The organism is Streptomyces sp. NPDC001380, assembly GCF_042895785.1.
Lineage (GTDB): Bacteria > Actinomycetota > Actinomycetes > Streptomycetales > Streptomycetaceae > Peterkaempfera.
In genome coordinates this window covers 198,975-215,381 of sequence record NZ_JBIAWP010000011.1, presented here as the reverse complement: position 1 = coordinate 215,381, position 16,407 = coordinate 198,975, and the positions used below count along the sequence as shown (strand labels likewise).

General features: G+C 78.8%; 14 protein-coding genes and 1 pseudogene. 8 read left to right on the top strand and 7 right to left on the bottom strand.

Translation table 11 applies throughout. The annotated features are described in order from the left end of the window. Window positions 1-17: 17 nt before the first annotated feature. A complete protein-coding gene (locus ACFY07_RS16375; RefSeq protein ID WP_390869264.1) occupies window positions 18-1,652 on the bottom strand; it encodes an acyl-CoA dehydrogenase family protein in 1,635 nt (544 codons plus the stop codon). Beyond that, window positions 1,636-2,250, bottom strand: coding sequence for a TetR/AcrR family transcriptional regulator (locus tag ACFY07_RS16370; RefSeq protein ID WP_230651707.1), 615 nt, complete (start codon window positions 2,248-2,250; stop codon window positions 1,636-1,638). The genes ACFY07_RS16375 and ACFY07_RS16370 overlap by 17 nt, the downstream gene beginning before the upstream one ends. Before the next feature lie 177 nt (window positions 2,251-2,427). Between ACFY07_RS16370 and ACFY07_RS16365 the strand changes: the two genes are divergently transcribed. After that, window positions 2,428-3,489 carry an NAD-dependent epimerase/dehydratase family protein gene (locus ACFY07_RS16365; RefSeq protein ID WP_390869263.1) on the top strand — a complete coding sequence of 354 codons (1,062 nt, stop codon included), beginning with the start codon at window positions 2,428-2,430 and terminating at the stop codon, window positions 3,487-3,489. Window positions 3,490-3,636: 147 nt separating this feature from the next. Next, window positions 3,637-4,527 (top strand): S41 family peptidase, encoded by an 891-nt coding sequence (locus ACFY07_RS16360; protein WP_390869262.1) that lies wholly within the window; start codon window positions 3,637-3,639, stop codon window positions 4,525-4,527. A gap of 64 nt (window positions 4,528-4,591) precedes the next feature. Here ACFY07_RS16360 and ACFY07_RS16355 read toward each other — a convergent pair whose 3' ends face one another. Together ACFY07_RS16355 and ACFY07_RS16350 are read right to left on the bottom strand one after the other, a co-directional pair. Next, window positions 4,592-5,758 (bottom strand): sensor histidine kinase, encoded by a 1,167-nt coding sequence (locus tag ACFY07_RS16355; RefSeq protein ID WP_390869261.1) that lies wholly within the window; start codon window positions 5,756-5,758, stop codon window positions 4,592-4,594. After that, complete coding sequence (locus ACFY07_RS16350) at window positions 5,755-6,645, bottom strand: response regulator transcription factor (RefSeq protein ID WP_390869259.1); 891 nt, start codon at window positions 6,643-6,645, stop codon at window positions 5,755-5,757. The genes ACFY07_RS16355 and ACFY07_RS16350 overlap by 4 nt, the downstream gene beginning before the upstream one ends. A 156-nt stretch (window positions 6,646-6,801) precedes the next feature. Between ACFY07_RS16350 and ACFY07_RS16345 the strand changes: the two are divergent. From ACFY07_RS16345 to ACFY07_RS16335, 3 genes and pseudogenes are all read left to right on the top strand, one after another. Then, window positions 6,802-7,458 (top strand): annotated as a pseudogene (locus ACFY07_RS16345) (glycosyltransferase family 2 protein); the annotation flags it as partial. Next, on the top strand, window positions 7,432-8,181 hold the full coding sequence (locus ACFY07_RS16340) for a DUF2064 domain-containing protein (protein ID WP_390869281.1): 750 nt from the start codon (window positions 7,432-7,434) through the stop codon (window positions 8,179-8,181). The pseudogene ACFY07_RS16345 and the gene ACFY07_RS16340, both read left to right, overlap by 27 nt. A gap of 1 nt (window position 8,182) precedes the next feature. Further along, the gene (locus ACFY07_RS16335) at window positions 8,183-8,944 is read left to right on the top strand and encodes a methyltransferase domain-containing protein (RefSeq protein ID WP_390869258.1); all 762 of its coding nucleotides are present in this window, start codon (window positions 8,183-8,185) and stop codon (window positions 8,942-8,944) included. A gap of 218 nt (window positions 8,945-9,162) precedes the next feature. On the opposite strand, the gene ACFY07_RS16330 is transcribed toward ACFY07_RS16335, so the two are convergent. After that, on the bottom strand, window positions 9,163-10,380 hold the full coding sequence (locus ACFY07_RS16330) for an MFS transporter (protein ID WP_390869257.1): 1,218 nt from the start codon (window positions 10,378-10,380) through the stop codon (window positions 9,163-9,165). 125 nt (window positions 10,381-10,505) lie between these two features. Here ACFY07_RS16330 and ACFY07_RS16325 point away from each other — a divergent pair, with 125 nt between their 5' ends. Beyond that, a complete protein-coding gene (locus tag ACFY07_RS16325) occupies window positions 10,506-11,030 on the top strand; it encodes a MarR family winged helix-turn-helix transcriptional regulator (RefSeq protein WP_390869256.1) in 525 nt (174 codons plus the stop codon). A 195-nt stretch (window positions 11,031-11,225) separates the two neighbouring features. Here the strand turns inward: ACFY07_RS16325 and ACFY07_RS16320 are convergent, their stop codons facing one another. Continuing rightward, on the bottom strand, window positions 11,226-11,618 hold the full coding sequence (locus ACFY07_RS16320) for a hypothetical protein (protein ID WP_390869280.1): 393 nt from the start codon (window positions 11,616-11,618) through the stop codon (window positions 11,226-11,228). Window positions 11,619-12,046: 428 nt separating this feature from the next. Further along, entirely contained in the window at window positions 12,047-13,186 is a 1,140-nt protein-coding gene (locus ACFY07_RS16315; RefSeq protein ID WP_390869279.1) for a molybdopterin-dependent oxidoreductase, read from the bottom strand. A 131-nt stretch (window positions 13,187-13,317) separates the two neighbouring features. Between ACFY07_RS16315 and ACFY07_RS16310 the strand changes: the two genes are divergently transcribed. Together ACFY07_RS16310 and ACFY07_RS16305 are read left to right on the top strand one after the other, a co-directional pair. Then, the gene (locus ACFY07_RS16310; protein ID WP_390869255.1) at window positions 13,318-14,982 is read left to right on the top strand and encodes a glycosyltransferase 87 family protein; all 1,665 of its coding nucleotides are present in this window, start codon (window positions 13,318-13,320) and stop codon (window positions 14,980-14,982) included. Window positions 14,983-15,263: 281 nt separating this feature from the next. After that, window positions 15,264-16,407, top strand: a 1,144-nt coding sequence (locus ACFY07_RS16305; protein ID WP_390869278.1) for a chitinase, incomplete at its 3' end; no start/stop codon positions are given.

The following is a 16,407-nucleotide window of genomic DNA, read 5'->3' as shown; positions in this document are numbered from 1 at the left end:
CGTGCCGCCGTTCCCGCTCACGCCGCCCCCGGCCGCGCCCGCTCCAGGATCGCGGCGGTGTCCGCGCCCGGCGGCAGGGTGCCGAACGCGCCGCCGCGGTCGCCGCCCAGCCGGGACGCGCAGAAGGCGTCGGCGACCGCCGGGTGCCCGTGCCGCACCAGCAGCGACCCCTGCAGGACCAGCGCCATCGACTCCGCGAGGCGCCGGGTGCGGTACTCGGTGTCCGTGAGGTCGGCCAGCTCCTTCCGCAGGGCGTCGACGGCGGCGTCCAGGCGCCGGTCGGCGCCCGCCGCGAGCCCCACCTCGGCGAGGAAGGCCTCCACCGTCTCCGGCCTGCGCCCCATGGCGCGCAGCGCGTCCAGGGCGGCGACGTTGCCGGAGCCCTCCCAGATGGAGACCAGCGGCGCCTCCCGGTACAGGCGCGGCATGCCGGACTCCTCGACGTAGCCGTTGCCGCCCAGGCACTCCATGGCCTCGGCGGCGTGCGCCGGCCCGCGCTTGCACACCCAGTACTTGGAGACGGCGAGCGCCAGGCGCCGCAGCAGCCCCTCGCCCTCGTCGCCCGCCGCGGCGCGGTCGGTCGCCCCGGCCAGGCGCATCGCGACGGCGGTCGCGGCCTCGGACTCCACGGCGAGGTCGGCCAGCACGTTGCGCATCAGCGGCTGGTCGAGCAGCACCGCGCCGAACGCCCGCCGGTGGGCGGCGTGGTGCACGGCCCGCACGGTGCCGTACCGCATGGCGGAGGCGGCGCCGATCGTGCAGTCCAGGCGGGTCATGTTGACCATCCCGATGATGGTCGGCACCCCGCGGCCCTCCTCGCCGACGAGCCACCCCGTCGCGCCGTCGTACTCGATCTCGGCGGAGGCGTTGGAGTGGTTGCCCAGCTTGTCCTTGAGCCGCTGCAGGTGGATGCGGTTGCGCGAGCCGTCCGGCAGCACCCGCGGCAGCATCAGGCAGGAGAGGCCGCCCGGCGCCTGGGCCAGCGTCAGGAAGACGTCGGACATGGGCGCGGAGGTGAACCACTTGTGGCCGGTGAGCCGGTACGTGCCGTCACCGGCGGGCACCGCCCGGGTGGTGTTGGTCCGGACGTCGGAGCCGCCCTGCTTCTCCGTCATCGACATGCCCGCGACGAGCCCGCGCTTGGTGCGCGGGTCGCGCAGCCCGGGGTCGTACTCCCGGGAGGCCAGCAGCGGCTCCAGCCACGCCGCCAGCTCCGGCGCGGCCCGCAGCGCGGGCACGGACGCGTACGTCATGGAGACCGGGCAGGTGTGGCCGGCCTCCACCTGCCCCCACAGGAAGAACTTCGCGGCGCGCGCGGTGTGGGCGCCGGGCCGGCCGTCCCGCCAGGGCGCGGCGTGCAGGCCGTGGGAGACGGCCGTGCGCATCAGCTCGTGCCACGCCGGGTGGAACTCCACCTCGTCGATCCGGTGCCCGTACCGGTCGTGGGTGCGCAGCACCGGCCGGTTCTCGTTGGCCAGGCGGCCCCACTCGGCGGCCCGCTCCGACCCGGCGAGGACGCCCAGGGCGTGCAGCTCCGGCTCGGCCCAGCCCGCGCCCTCCCGGTGGAGGGCCTCCAGCAGCGCCGGGTCGTCGGCGGCGTCGTGGCCGTAGGGGTCGGGCACCTGGTTGGTGACCTCATGCGTCGGCGGCATCGCGTCCTCCCAGGGCGCGCAGGGTGAAGGAGAGCAGGGCGGGGACCACGTCGGAGGGGTCCGAGCCGGCGGCGAGCGGGCCCACCAGCGCCTCGCCGACCGCGCCGACCAGGGCGGCTGCGGTCAGCGCGGGGTCCTGGGCGGGCAGCCGCCCGGCAGCGGTGCCCGCCGCCACCTGGGCGGCGATCACGTCGCGGAACGCCCGCCGGAAGACCAGCCGCTCGGCGTCCACGGCCGGGTCGACGGGTTCCGCGAGCAGGGCGTGGGCCAGGCGGGGGGCGCGCAGGGCGCGGACGGCGAAGGTCTCCACCACGGCCGCGACCCGCTGCTCCGGCTCCAGGCCGGGTGCGGCCGCAGCCGCCGCCACCGCCTCGACCTCGCGGCCGACGACCGAGCGGAACAGCTCCACGGCGAGCTCGGCCTTGCCGGTGAAGTGCCGGTACACGCTGCCGGTGGCCATCCCGGCGCGCTCGGCCACGGCCGCCACCGAGCAGCCGGCGTAGCCGCGGTCGGCGAGCAGGGCGGCGGCGGCCCGCAGCACGGCCTCGCGGCGGCCGTCCAGCCGGGCCTGCACGGCGGGGGTCCGTCGGTAGGGCACGGGAAGGATTGAAGCAGTGGTTCACCGCTTCGTACAGAGGGGCGGACGGCGGGGTGCGGGCGCGGGGGTGCGGGGCACAGGGCCGGGGCGCGGGGTGCCGTACCGCACTCCTTACGGGGCGGTGACGGGCCGCCTGTCGCATGCCCCGCGACGCCCGCGCGGCCCTACCGTCGGGGCATGGACATCCTGGTCACGGGCGGGGCGGGCTTCATCGGCGCACGGGTCGCGGCGCGGCTGGCGGCCGCCGGGCACCGGGTGCGGGTGCTGGACGCCCTGCTGCCCGCCGCGCACCCCGCCGGGCCGCCCGGCCCCGGCGCGCTGCCCGACGGCGTGGAGCTGCAGGTCGGGGACGTGCGCGACCGGGACGCCGTCGAGGACGCCCTGCGGGGCGCCGACGCCGTCTGCCACCAGGCCGCCATGGTCGGCCTCGGCGTCGACCTCGACGACGCGCCCGGCTACGTCGGCTGCAACGACCTGGGCACCGCCGTGCTGCTGGCGGCCATGGCCCGCGCCGGGGTGCGCCGCCTCGTCCTGGCCGGCTCCATGGTCGTGTACGGGGAGGGCCGGTACCGCTGCGCCGGGCACGGCGACGTCGCCCCCGGCCCGCGCCGCCCCGCCGACCTCGACGCCGGGCTCTTCGAGCCGCCCTGCCCGCACTGCGGCGCGCCCCTCGCCCCGGACCTGGTCGACGAGTCCGCCCCGGCCGACCCGCGCAACGTGTACGCCGCCACCAAGCTCGCCCAGGAACACCTGGCCGCCGCCTGGGCCCGGGCCTGCGGCGGCCGTGCCGTCTCGCTGCGCTACCACAACGTCTACGGGCCCGGCATGCCCCGCGACACCCCCTACGCGGGCGTCGCCTCGCTCTTCCGCTCCGCCCTCGCCCGCGGCGAGGCCCCCCGGGTGTACGAGGACGGCGGGCAGCGGCGCGACTTCGTGCACGTCGACGACGTGGCGGCCGCCAACCTGGCCGTGCTGGAGGCCGACGGCGGCCACCCCTTCCGGGCGTACAACACCGGCAGCGGCGACGTGCACACGGTGGGGGAGATGGCGGCGGCGCTGGCGGAGGCGGCGGGCGGGCCGCGGCCCGTGGTCACCGGGCAGTACCGGCTGGGGGACGTCCGCCACGTGACGGCCGACTCCGGGCGGCTGCGCCGGGAGCTGGGCTGGCGGCCGAGGGTCGGCTTCGCCGAGGGCATGGCGGGGTTCGCCGCCGCCCCGCAGCGGGCGGGGGCCTCCTGACGGCGCGTCGGGCCGTCGGACCGTCCGGTGGCGACCCGCATCCCCGCATCCCCGCGCGGGCCGCGGGACCGGGGCCGCCCGGACCCCGCGGACCTCCGTGCCCGAGCGGCTGCAGGCCCTCCGGCGGTGCCGTTACGCTCCCGGCCCATGATCACCCATGCCGAGACCGTCGACCGCGCCCTGGAGCGGATCACCGCCGGGTACGTCCTCCCCGAGCGGACCGCCGCGATCGAGTCCGCCCTCCGCGGCCGGCTCGCCTCCGGCGCGTACGACGCCCTGGACGGCCCGGCCTTCTGCGAGGCCGTCACCGCCGACCTCCAGGAGGCCTGCCCGGACCGCCACCTGCGGCTGCTCTGGAGCGACGAGCCGCAGTCCCTGGAACCGGAGGACGAGGACGCGGGGCGTGCCGTCTTCCTCGCGCTGCAGCGCAGCAAGAACCAGGGGATCCGGCGCTTCGAGCACCTCGAGGGCGGCGTCGGGCTCGTCGACGTCTCCCTGATCGCCGACCCGGCCGAGGGCGCCCGTGCGGCCGGCGCCGCCATGGAGCTGGCCGCCGGCACCCGCGCCCTCCTCCTCGACCTGCGCCGCTGCCCCGGCGGATCGCCCGAGGGCGCCGCCCTGTGGTGCAGCTTCTTCTTCCCCGACGGCGGGGTGCACCTGAACGACATCCACGACCGCCCCGCCGGCACCACCCGCCAGTACTGGACCGCCTCCCACCTGCCCGGTCCGCGCTACCTCGACCGGCCGCTGCTCGTGCTCACGAGCGCCGCCACCTTCTCCGGCGCCGAGGACGTCGCCTACACCCTCCAGGCCCACGGGCGCGCCGTCGTCGTCGGCGAGACGACCCGCGGCGGCGCCCACCCCACCGCCCGGTACCCCGTGACCGCGCACATCACCGTCACCGTGCCCACCGCCCGCACCGTCAGCACCGTCACCGGCACCAACTGGGAGGGCGTGGGCGTGGTCCCGGACATCGCCGTCCCCGCGGAGGAGGCGCCGGAGACGGCGCACCGGGAGGCCCTGCGGCGCCTGGCGTAGCCCGGTCCCGGCGCGTTCCGCGGCCGAGGCGTTCCGGGACGGGCGGCCCGGGCGGCCCGGGCGGTCAGGCGCTCCGGGCGGCACCGGCCGGTGCCGGCGCCGCGGGCAGGACGACCTCGAAGCAGCAGCCGCCCTGGACGTTGCGCACCGCCGCCCGCCCCGCGTGCGCCTCCACGATGCCCCGCACGATGGCCAGGCCCAGCCCCGCCCCGCTGTCGCCGTGGCTGTGCCCCCCGGGGGCGGCGCGCGGCGTGCGGGCGGGGGCGCCGCGCCAGCCGGTGTCGAAGACCCGCGGCAGGTCCTGCTCGGGGATGCCGCCGCAGCCGTCGCTCACCGACAGCACCACGTCGCCGCCCTCCCGCCGCGCCCCGACCGCGACCGTGCCGTCGGCCGGCGTCGCCCGGATCGCGTTGACCAGCAGGTTCCCCAGCACCCGGGTCATCTCCCGGCCGTCGACCTCCACCGCCTCCGGCGCCACGCCGCCGCCGACCAGCCGCACGCCGTGCTCGCGGGCCAGCGGCTGCGCCCCCGCCAGGGCCTCGTCCACCAGGTCGTAGGCGGAGACCCGGGCCAGGGTGAGGGTGAGCGCCCCCGCGTGGATGCGGGAGAGCTCGAAGAGGTCGTCGACCATGCCCGTGAGCCGGTCCACCTCGACGCGGATGCGGCGGTGGTAGCGGGCCGGGTCCTCGGCCACGCCGTCCTCCAGGGACTCCGCCATCGCGCGCAGCCCGGCCAGCGGGGTCCGCAGGTCGTGGGAGATCCAGGCGATGAGCTCGCGGCGGGACGCCTCCAGGGCCCGCTCGCGGCGCTGCGACTCGGCGAGGCGGGCGCTGGTGCCCGCCAGCGCCTCGCCGAGGGCGGCCAGTTCGCTGGTGGGCGGGTCGGCGGGGGCGGCGAACCCCTCCTCGCTGCCCACCGTCGCCGCCGCGTCGACCAGCGCCCTGCTGCCCGCCACCACCCGGCGGCCGATCAGCAGCGCCGGCACCAGCGCGGCGACGGCGGACATCCCGACGACGGCCATCACCACGCCCAGGTCGTGGTCGGACAGGAACATCGCCTGCGCCACGGTCACCGTGCCGGCCGTCATCGCCGCCACCGCGACCACGGCGACGGCGGAGAGGGAGGCCGCGACCGTGCGGCGGTGCAGCAGCCGGACGGCGGGGGCGGCCAGCAGGCCGACCGTGCCGGCGCCGAGGGCGGCCAGGGCGGCGATGAGCAGCAGGTCGTTCACGGTGTGCCCCCGGGGGTGCGGTGCGGTCCGTCATGGCGGGCGCGGGGGCCGGCGGTGTCCTGCGGGTCCTGCTGCCCGTACGGGTCCTGCCGGTCCTGCGGGGGCCGGGCGGCGTCCGGCCCGCCGGCGGCGGCGCCGTGCGCGCCGCCGGGGCCGGGGTCGAAGCGGTAGCCGACGCCCCAGACGGTGGCGATCAGGCGCGGCCCGGCCGGGTCGTCCTCGACCTTCTCCCGCAGCCGCCGCACATGGACGGTGACGGTCGACAGGTCCCCGAACTCCCACCCCCAGACCCGGCGCATCAGCTCCTCCCGGGAGAAGACCCGGCCCGGGTGCTGCAGCAGGAAGGACAGGAGGTCGAACTCCCTCACGGTCAGGGCGAGTTCGCGCCCGTCACGGAAGGCGCGGCGGGCCGCCGGGTCGACGGCCACGCCGCCCGCCGCCAGCAGCTGCGGGAGGGCGTCCGCCGCGGCGCGCGGCGCCGCCGTGCGGCGCAGCACCGACCCCACCCGCAGCACCAGCTCGCGCGGGCTGAACGGCTTGGTGACATAGTCGTCGGCGCCCAGCTCCAGGCCGAGGATGCGGTCGGCCTCGTCGCCGCGCGCGGTCAGCATCACCACCGGCAGCGGCGGGCGGCCCCCGTCCGCGTCGGCGGCGCGCAGCCTGCGGCAGACCTCCATGCCGTCCAGCCCGGGCAGCATCAGGTCCAGCACCACCAGCGACGGCCGTTGCGCGGCCGCGGCGGCGAGGGCGGCCGGTCCGTCGGCGGCCCGGTCGACGGTGTACCCGGCGCGGGCCAGGTAGCCGGCGACGACCTCCGCGACGGTGGGGTCGTCGTCGACGACCAGGATCCGCGGGCCGGCGGCGCCGGGATCGCTCTGCTCGGTCATGCGGCCGAGTCTAGGACGGGCCTCGTCCGGAAGATCCTGATTGGTCAGGACCGGTAGGACTTCCGTAAGGAGTGGTGGCGGCTTTTGCGGCCTTTGCGCTCGTAGCGTGGCAGGGTGACCGCATCCCACCCGACCGGACCGGCCCCCGCGGCCCCGGTGGACGTCGTCCTGCCCTGCCTCGACGAGGCCGGGGCGCTGCCGTGGGTCCTGGAGCGCATCCCCGCCGGCTGGCGGCCCGTCGTCGTCGACAACGGCTCCACCGACGGCTCGGCCGCCCTCGCCCGCGCCCTCGGCGCCACCGTCGTCCACGAGCCCCGCCGCGGGTTCGGCGCCGCCTGCCACGCCGGGCTCCTGGCCGCCACCGCCGACGTCGTCTGCTTCCTCGACTGCGACGCCTCCCTCGACCCCGGCCAGCTCCACCGGGTCGCCGACCCCGTCCGGGAGGGCCGCGCCGACCTCGTCCTCGGCCGCCGCGTCCCCGCCGGGCGCGGCGCCTGGCCCCTGCACGCCCGCCTCGCCAACGCCGAACTGGCCCGCCGGCTGCGCCGCCGCACCGGCGCGCCGCTCCACGACCTCGGCCCGATGCGCGCCGCCCGGCGCGAGGCGCTGCTCGCCCTCGCCCAGCGCGACCGCCGTTCCGGCTACCCCCTGGAGACGGTCCTGTCCGCCGCCGCCCTCGGCTGGCGCATCGGCGAGGTGCCGGTCGACTACCGGCCGCGCGCCGGGCGCTCCAAGGTCACCGGCACCCTGCGCGGCACCCGGCAGGCCGTCGCCGACATGCGGCGGGTGCTCGCCCGCACCGGGCAGCCGCCCGTCACCGGCACCCTGCTGGTGGTCGCCAAGGAGCCGGTGCCGGGCCGGGTCAAGACCCGGCTCTGCCCGCCCTGCACCCCGGAGCAGGCCGCCCGCCTCGCCGCCGACGCCCTCGCCGACACCCTCGCCACCGGCCTGCGTCTGCCCGTGCGGCGCCGGGTGCTCGTGCTGGACGGCCGGCCCGGCCCGTGGCTGCCCGCCGGGTGGGAGGTCGTCCCCCAGTGCGGGGGCGGGCTCGACCGGCGGCTGGCCGCCGCGTTCGCCGCCGCCGACCCGGGGCAGCCGGCGCTGCTCGTCGGCATGGACACCCCCCAGCTCACCCCGGCCCTGCTCGCCCCCGCCCTCGGCCCGGAGGCGTGGCGGGACCGCGACGCCTGGTACGGGCCGGCGGCCGACGGCGGCTTCTGGGCGCTCGGCCTGGCCCGGCCGGACGCGGCGGCCGCCCGGCGGCTGCTGGAGGGCGTGCCGATGTCGGTGCCGGACACCGGCGCGGAGCTGCTGCGGCGGCTCGGCGGCGAGGGGCTGCGCACCGGACTGCTGCCGCAGCTGGCCGACGTGGACACCGCCGCGGAGGCTGAGGAGGTCGCGGCGCTGGCTCCCGGGACGCGGTTCGCCGCGGGCTGGCGCGGGCTGTGCGGCGCGCAGGCGGCGGACGGTCCGGCGGCGGGTCCTGCGGCGGCCGCGGGCCGTCCGGCGGTGCCGGCGGGTCCGGGGAGCGGCTGAGATGGGGTGGACGGACACGGGGGCGGATGCCGCCGGCGGCGGCCCCGCCGCGGGCGGACCGGGCGGGCCGGTACGGGTCCGGACGGCCGGCGGGGCGGACGGCGGGGCGGCCGCCCGGCCGCCCCGGCCCTGGATCGACGACCCGTTCGCCGCGGCCCTGCGGGCGGGCTGCGGCCCGCTCTGGCTGCGGCGCGCCGACGGCGGCCGCCATCGGCTGGAGGTGGAGCGCTGGTGCGCCCCGCCGGACGCCGCCGACCGGTCCGTCCTCGGCCGCTGCGCGGCCGGTCCCGGTCCGGTCCTGGACGTCGGGTGCGGGCCCGGGCGGCTCGTCGCGGAGCTCATGGCCTCGGGCGTCCCGGCGCTGGGCGTGGACGTGGTGCCGGCCGCCGTCGCGCGCACCCGCGGGCTCGGGGGCTCGGCGCTGCGGCGGTCGGTGTTCGACCGGCTGCCGGGGGAGGGCCGCTGGTCCGCGGTGCTGCTGATCGACGGCAACCTCGGCATCGGCGGCGACCCGGCCGCACTCCTCGGCCGCGGGGCGGCCCTGCTGGCCCCGGGCGGGCGGCTGATCGCCGAGGTGGACCGGTCGGACGCGGACGAGCGGGTCGAGGTGTGCGTCGAGGACGGCGAGGGGCGCCGCGGCACCCCGTTCCGCTGGGCCCGGCTCGGACTGCGGGCGGCGGTGCGGGAAGGGGTCCGGGCGGGTCTGCGGGTGGCGGAGGCGTGGGACTGCGGTGTGCGGCGGTTCGTGATGCTGGAGCGGTGACGGGGCGAGCGGCGACGGGCCGAGCGGTGGCGGGCCGAGCGGTGGCGGGGCGGCGGGGCCGCGCGGGGTGACGCGGGGCCGGCGCGGGTCGGCGGCGCGTACGGCGGCGGCCGCCCGCGCGCCCCGGGCCGGGGTGCGCGGGCGGCCGGTAGGTGCGCCGGTCCGGAGCGGTCCGGGCGGCGCGAGGCCGGTACGGGGCCGGCGCGGGCCGGTCCGGGTCAGCGGCGGGCGCCGGTGAGGGGGGCGTCCGGCACGGGGTGGTCGGCGACCGGTGCGACGGCGGCGGCGCGGCGGGTGCGGCGCTCCAGCCCGGCGGAGACCGCCGTGGCGGCCAGGGCCGCGACGGCGAGGGCGGCGCCGATCCAGTTGGGCGAGGTGTACCCGTGGCCGCCCTCGATGGCGAGGCCGCCGAGGTAGGCGCCGCCCGCGTTGCCGAGGTTGAAGGCGGCGATGTTGGCCGCGGAGGCGAGGGTGGGGGCGCCCTCGGCCTGCTGCATCACCCGCGTCTGCAGCGGTGGCACGGTGGCGAAGCCGGCTGCGCCGAAGAACAGGATGGTGACGGCGGCGAGCGGCTTGCTGTGGGCGGTGGCGGTGAAGACGACGAGGATCACGGCGAGGGCGCTCAGCACCACGTACAGGGTGGGCATCAGCGCGCGGTCCGCGGCGCGGCCGCCGGCCAGGTTGCCCGCGAACAGGCCGACGCCGAACAGGACCAGCAGCCAGGTCACGGTGGACGGGGCGAAGCCGGTGACGTCGGTCATCATCGGGGCGATGTAGGTGAAGGAGGCGAAGACGCCGCCGAAGCCGAGCGCGGTCATCGCCAGCGCCAGCCACACCTGGGGGCGCCGGAAGGCCGCCAGTTCGCGGCGCAGCCGGGCGTCGGGGTCGCCGGGGCTGTTCGGCACGAGGGCGGCGATGCCCGCGAGGCCGACCACGCCGAGCCCGGCGACGACCCAGAAGGTCGAGCGCCAGCCCAGGTGCTGGCCGAGCAGGGTGCCCATCGGCACGCCCAGGACGTTGGCGACGGTGAGGCCGGTGAACATCAGGGCGATGGCGCCGGCCCGCTTGGCGGGGGCGACCAGGCCGGCGGCGACGACTGCGCCGACGCCGAAGAACGCGCCGTGGGAGAGGGCGGCGACGACCCGGCCCGCCATGAGCAGCCCGTAGGTCGGGGCGAGGGCGGAGAGCAGGTTGCCGGCGATGAAGAGGACCATCAGCCCGAGCAGGACGTGCTTGCGGGGCCGCCGGGTCACCAGGGCGGTGAGCAGCGGCGCGCCGACGACCACGCCGAGGGCGTAGCCGGAGATCAGGAGCCCGGCGGTCGGGATGGAGACCGCGAAGTCGCCGGCCACCTCCGGCAGCAGGCCCATGATGACGAACTCGGTGGTGCCGATGCCGAAGGCGCTGATGGCCAGCGCCAGCAGGGCGAGAGGCATGGGGTGGGACCTTCCGTGGGGGTGCATCGGGTGTTTCGAAAGCACCTAAGGCGCTTCTGCAATAGTTGCAGACGCGTTATATGTAAGCACGCGGGTAAGCTGGACGCAAAGGGAGGAGGATGCAGATGGGCATCGCCGACGACGCGGCCGAGGTCCGCGCCCAGGGGTGGCGCACCCTCGCCGCACTGCACGGCCGGATCGAGGACGCGCTGGAGAAGGCCCTGCAGCGCGCCCACGACCTGTCCGTCGTGGAGTACACCGTGCTGGACGCCCTCGGCCGCCAGGACGGCTGGCACATGCGCATGCAGCAGCTCGCCCGCGCCGTGGTGCTCAGCCAGAGCGCCACCACCCGCCTGGTCACCCGGCTGGAGGACCGCGGCCTGCTCGCCCGCTACCTGTGCGACACCGACCGCCGCGGCATCTACACCGAGGTCACCGAGGCCGGACGCGCCCTGCTGGAGGCCGCCCGCCCCACCCACGACGACGCGCTCGCCCGCGCCCTGGCCGACGCCGCCGACCTGCCCGAGCTGGCGCCCCTGGTCGACGCCCTCGCCGCCCTGCCCGCGGTCCCCGCGGCATCGGCGTCCGGAGCCGGGGCGTCCGGGGCCGGAGGGTCCCGGCCGGCAGGGGATCCCGCGGCGGCCCGCTGAGCGGTCGCGGAGCCGGGGGCTCTGCATGGCCGGGGCTCTGCGTGGCCGGGGCTCTGCGTGGCCTGGGGCGGCCCGCTGCGGGGCGCCCCAGGCGTTGCGCGGCGGGCTCGGGCCCGGTGCCCCGCGGGCGGCGGGGCGCCGCCCCGGCGGACGGCGCCCCGTGCCCGACCGCCCCGGCGGACGGCCGACCCCGCGTCAGCCCGTGCGGCGGCGCCCGCCCGCCCCTGCCGCGCCGCGCCGGGCCGCGCCCCGGCGGCGCACCGCCCGCAGCAGGACCGCGGCGGCGGTCGCAGCCGCCACCGCGGCCAGGCAGACCAGCCACCCGCGCAGGTAGTCCAGCGGCAGCAGCGACGGATTGCCGTGGTCCTCGCCGCTGCGCAGCAGCACCGGCAGCGCGACGGCGGTGAGGGCGGTGGCCGTCAGCAGCCCCGCCCGCACCGGGCCGCGCAGCCCCGGCGGCAGCAGGCGGCCGGTGGCCAGGCCCGCGAGCAGCACCAGCGGCACCCACACGCCGTCGTGCAGCACCACGGCGGCCACCGCCCAGCGGACGACGCCGAGCGGCTCGTGGACGTACGGGTCGCCCAGCATCCCGGCCACGCCGTAGCCCGTCGCGGCCAGTCCGGCCGCTCCCGCCGCGGCGCGCAGCGCGCGGGCCGCGGGGCCGGCGGGCCGGCCGCGGCCGGCCGGGGCGCGGCCGGGTTCCCGCTCGTCGGCCTGCCCGTGTGCGTGTGTGCGTGCCTGCTCCCGTTCCCGTGCCTGCTCGCGTGCCCGTGCCCGTGCCCGTGCCCGTGCCTGTTCCCGTGCCCGTGCCTGTTCCCGTGCCTGTTCCCGTGCCTGTTCCCGTGCCTGTTCCTGTTCCCGTGCCTGTTCCTGTTCCCGTGCCTGTTCCTGTTCCCGTGCCTGGGCGGGGCCGGTCCCGGGGGATCCGGCGGGCCGTCCCGGCCGGGCGGCCGGGTCCGCGGGGTGCGGACGGTCCGGCTCCGGCCCGGGCCCCGGCGGATCCGGGCGTCCGGTGCTCACGACAGGACCTCCAGACGGGTGACCCACTTGGTCTGCAGCACGCCCGGCCGGTTCGGCGCGATGAGCCGCGCGGGCCGGCCGTGGTCGGCGGCCAGGTCCTCGCCGTCGATGCGCAGCGCCAGCAGGGTCAGCGGGTCGCTGGCGTGGTGCGGGCCCAGCTCGGTCACGCCGTACGGGCCGCGGTCCGGCGAGACCACCCGCACCCGGGACGACGCGGGCGCCCCGGCCCGCTCCAGCAGGTCGCGCACCCGCACCCCCGACCAGCGCGCGGACGCGCTCCACCCCTCCACGCAGGCGATCGGCAGCTCGGCCTCGTACTGCGGCATCGCCCGCAGCTCCGCGAGCGTCACCTCGTACGGCCGCGGCCCCACCACCCGCAGCCGCCAGGCGGCGGTGTCCACGGACGCGGTGCCGGCCTGGGCCGCGGTGCGGTTCACCGGCAGGCCCTGCGGGCCGATGTCCGGCCGGCGCGGGGCCAGCAGGTCGAGCCGGCGCAGCCCGGGGACGGTCTGGCCCGCCGTCACGGCGGTGACCGCGCCGACCGCCGCCCCCACGGCCAGCAGGAACCGCCGCCGGTCCGCGCCCCCGGCCCGCGGCGACGGCCGCCGCCAGTGCGCGGCGATCAGCGGTGCCTTGGCGGCGACGTGCAGCAGCAGGCCGCCGATCGCGATCCACGCCGCCCAGTAGTGCGTCTGCCGGAACGGGAACGGCCACGGGTACCACTGCGCCGTGTTGAGCAGCCCGGTGAAGAGCTCCAGCAGTGCGGCGGCGACCAGCAGGCCGACGCCCAGCCGCTCCGCCGCCTGCACCGGGCCGCTGGCCGGCGGCCAGGCGAACAGCCGCGGGTAGACCGTCCACAGCTTGGCGCCGAGCAGCGGGATCGCGGCGATGCCGCTGACCACGTGCAGCCCCTGGGTGATCCGGTACCCCTGGACGGGGCGGCTCGGCAGGCCGTCGCGCAGCCAGTCCGGCGGCTGCTGGAGCACGTGGCTGAGCAGTCCGGTGGCGAAGCAGACGGTGAAGGCCGCCGCCAGCCACCGGCCCAGCACGACGGCGGTGCGCGGGTCGTGCAGCCGCTCGCTGAAGGCGCCCTCCCGGAACGGGCCGCGGCGCATCCGCCCGGGAGGGTCCGGCATCCGGAGGTCGAGTCGCATGGGTCCATCACACCGCCGCGCGGTGCGAAAAGGGCGATGCGGCACCTTACGGAACGCGGACACCGCGCCGTGCCGGGGGCCCGGCCGGCGTGCACGGTGCGAGGGTGGGGGCCATGCCCGACGCCGTCCGCCCCGCCGCGCCCTCCGCCCCCGGCCCGGGACCGGCCCCCGGGTCCGGCCCGGAGCCCGGCCCCGGCCTCGGCGCTTCCGCCGGCCCGGGGGAGCCGCATCCCGCGGCCGGGCCCGCCCCCGCCGCCGGCGGGCCCGCCGGTCCGCCCGTCCCCGCCGCCGCCCCCGGCGCCCCCGGCGCCTCCGGCGGCCTCGCGCCGACCGCCGCCTGCGCGGCGCTGCTCCTGCTGCTGGCGGCCTGCCTCGCCGCGGCCGTCCGGTGGGGCGGCGACTTCGGCCGCACGCACGCCCTCCTCGCCTGGTACGCGGCCTGCTGGGCGCTCTTCGCCGCCGCCGTCGCCCTGCTGCGCCGGGTCCCCGCCCGGCGGGTGGTGCCGCTGGTCGCCGCCGGGGGGCTGCTGCTGGCCGCCACCGGCCTCGTCGCGCCGCCCCGCACCAGCGACGACTCCTACCGCTACGCCTGGGACGGCGGGGTGCAGGCCGCCGGCGTCTCCCCGTACCGCCACGCCCCGCTGGACCCCGCGCTCGCCCCGCTGCGCGACCCGTGGCTCTTCCCCCGCGGCACCTCCTGCCGGGGCTGGGACCTGCGCCGCGCCGACGGCGTCTGCACCCGCATCAACCGGCCCGCCGTCCACACCATCTACCCGCCGGTGGCGGAGGGCTGGTTCGCCGCGCTGCACCTGGCCGCCCCGGCCGGCGCCCGCCACAAGACCGCCCAGGTGGGCGGCCTGCTGGCGGCCTGCGCCACCACGGGGGTCCTGCTCGCCGTGCTGCGCCGCCGCCCCGGGCCCGACCGCCGCCGGCGGGCGGCGCTGTGGGCCTGGTGCCCGGCCGTGCCGCTGGAGGCCGTGAACAACGCCCACGTCGACACGGTGGGCGCACTGCTGGCGGTGGCGGGCCTGGGACTGGCCGCCGTACCGCCGGGGGCGCTGCGGCGCGGGGCCGGGGCCGGGATCGGGACCGGCGCCGGGGCCGGAGTGCTGCTCGGCCTGGCCACGGCGGTGAAGCTGCTGCCCGGGCTCGCGGCGCCCGGCGTGCTCTCCGGCGTCCTGCGCCGGGGCGCGTCCCGCCGTCGGCGCGCGCTGCTCGCCGCGGGCGCCGCCGTGGCCGCCTTCGCGCTGGTGTACCTGCCGTACGCCGTCTCCGACGGCGCCGCGGTGCTGGGCTACCTGCCCGGCTACCTGCACGAGGAGGGCTACGACGACGGGCGGCTGCATCGGTTCGGCCTGCTGCGCCTGGTCCTGCCCGACGCGGCGGCCCAGGCCGCCGCCGCCCTGGCGGTCGCGGCGGCGGTCGTCCTGGTCCTGCTGCGCGGCGACCCGGCGCGGCCCTGGCGGGGGGCCCTGCTGGTGACCGGCACGGCCTTCCTGGCGCTCTGCCCCGGCTACCCCTGGTACGGGCTGCTGGTGGTGGCGCTGGTCGCACTGGACGGCCGAGGGGAGTGGCTGGCCGTCCCGGGGGCGGCCGCCGTGCTGTACCTCGCGCACGGGGGGCCGCCGTGGCTGCAGCCGTCCGTGTACGGCGCCGCGCTGGCGGCGGTGGTCGCGGGGGCGGTGCTGCGGCGGTCCGGCGGGCCGGGGCGTGCGGGCGGACCACCGCGTACCGGCGGGCCGGACTGGGCCGGCGGCGGTCCGGCCCGAGTGGTGTAGACCTAGGTCTAGTCCAATCCATTGACGTGGTCCCGACACGCGGTCACGCTGGTGCCCGGCGCCCCGCCGTGCCCCTCCCCCCGGGGCACCGGGCGGGCGCGCACCCCCGCCTGCCCTTTCCCAGGAGGCACCCCGTGCCGCACACCCCGCGCACCCCCCGGCCCCCGGTCCACCGCCCCCCGCGCCTGCGGGCACGGCGCCCCCGGCCCCAGGACCCCCGGCCCCAGGACCCCCGGCCCCAGGACCCCCGGCCCCAGGACCCCCGGCCCCAGGACCCCCGACTGCAGGACCCCCGGCCGCCGCGCCTCCGCCGTGCGGCCGCCGTCGGCGCCGCCGCGCTCCTCGCCGCCGCCGGCCTCCTCGCCGCATCCCCGAGCGGATCCGCCCGGGCCGCCACCGGCAGGGCCGCCGCCCTCGACTCCCGCTGGTACGCCGCCGCGCCCTACCTGATGCCGCGCGACAACAACCCGCCCGACGCGACCGCGATCATGTCCGCCACCGGCCTGAAGGCCGTCCAGCTCGCCTTCGTCCTGGCCCCCGACGGCGGCGGCTGCACGCCCACCTGGGACGGCGGCGCCGCCGTCTCCACCGACACCCAGGTCGCCGCCGTGGTCGACGCCGTCCGTGCGGCCGGCGGCGACGTCTCCGTCTCCGCCGGCGGCTACGGCGGCACCAAGCTCGGCCAGGTCTGCGGCACCCCGGAGGCCACCGCCGCCGCCTACCAGCAGGTGGTGGACCGGTACCGGCTCAGGGCCGTCGACTTCGACCTGGAGGAGCCCGAGTACGAGAACGCCGCGGCGATCCGCAACGAGATCGGCGCGGCCAGGATCCTGCAGGACGCCAACCCCGGCCTGTACGTCTCCGTCACCACCGCGGGCACGGCCGACGGCACCGGCTGGTTCGGCCGGCAGATGCTGGCCGAGGCCAAGGCGCAGGGCTTCACCCCCGCCAACTTCTCGATCATGCCGTTCGACGGCGGCTTCAACGGCGCGGCCGCGCAGATCTCCGCTCTGGAGAACTTCAACGGCGTGCTCCGCTCCACCTTCGGCTGGGACGCGGCCACCGCCTACGCCCACGAGGGCGTCTCGATGATGAACGGCCGCAGCGACACCGGCGAGTACTTCCGCCAGGACGACTTCCGGCAGGTCCTGGACTACGCCACGGCGCACGGCCTGGCCCGGTACACCTTCTGGTCGCTCAACCGCGACCGGCAGTGCGCGGTCCCGGACAACAACGGTCAGACCTCCGGCAGCTGCAGCAGCGTCACCCAGCAGCCGTGGGACTTCGCCCGGTACTCCGTGCGCTTCGCCGGCGCGACCCCGCCGCCGACCCCGTCCCCCACCCCCACGTCCCCGACGCCGACGCCGTCCCCGTCGGTGCCGGCCGGGTGTGCGGCGCCGGCGTGGAGTGCGGCGACCGCGTTAC

Bases quoted from the DNA above. Each gene is read 5' to 3' on its own strand.
- ACFY07_RS16375 (WP_390869264.1), bottom strand. From the start codon at position 1,652: ATGCCGCCGACGCATGAGGTCACCAACCAGGTGCCCGACCCCTACGGC.
- ACFY07_RS16365 (WP_390869263.1), top strand. From the start codon at position 2,428: ATGGACATCCTGGTCACGGGCGGGGCGGGCTTCATCGGCGCACGGGTC.
- ACFY07_RS16360 (WP_390869262.1), top strand. From the start codon at position 3,637: ATGATCACCCATGCCGAGACCGTCGACCGCGCCCTGGAGCGGATCACC.
- ACFY07_RS16350 (WP_390869259.1), bottom strand. From the start codon at position 6,645: ATGACCGAGCAGAGCGATCCCGGCGCCGCCGGCCCGCGGATCCTGGTC.
- ACFY07_RS16335 (WP_390869258.1), top strand. From the start codon at position 8,183: ATGGGGTGGACGGACACGGGGGCGGATGCCGCCGGCGGCGGCCCCGCC.
- ACFY07_RS16330 (WP_390869257.1), bottom strand. From the start codon at position 10,380: ATGCCTCTCGCCCTGCTGGCGCTGGCCATCAGCGCCTTCGGCATCGGC.
- ACFY07_RS16325 (WP_390869256.1), top strand. From the start codon at position 10,506: ATGGGCATCGCCGACGACGCGGCCGAGGTCCGCGCCCAGGGGTGGCGC.
- ACFY07_RS16320 (WP_390869280.1), bottom strand. From the start codon at position 11,618: ATGCTGGGCGACCCGTACGTCCACGAGCCGCTCGGCGTCGTCCGCTGG.
- ACFY07_RS16315 (WP_390869279.1), bottom strand. From the start codon at position 13,186: ATGCCGGACCCTCCCGGGCGGATGCGCCGCGGCCCGTTCCGGGAGGGC.
- ACFY07_RS16310 (WP_390869255.1), top strand. From the start codon at position 13,318: ATGCCCGACGCCGTCCGCCCCGCCGCGCCCTCCGCCCCCGGCCCGGGA.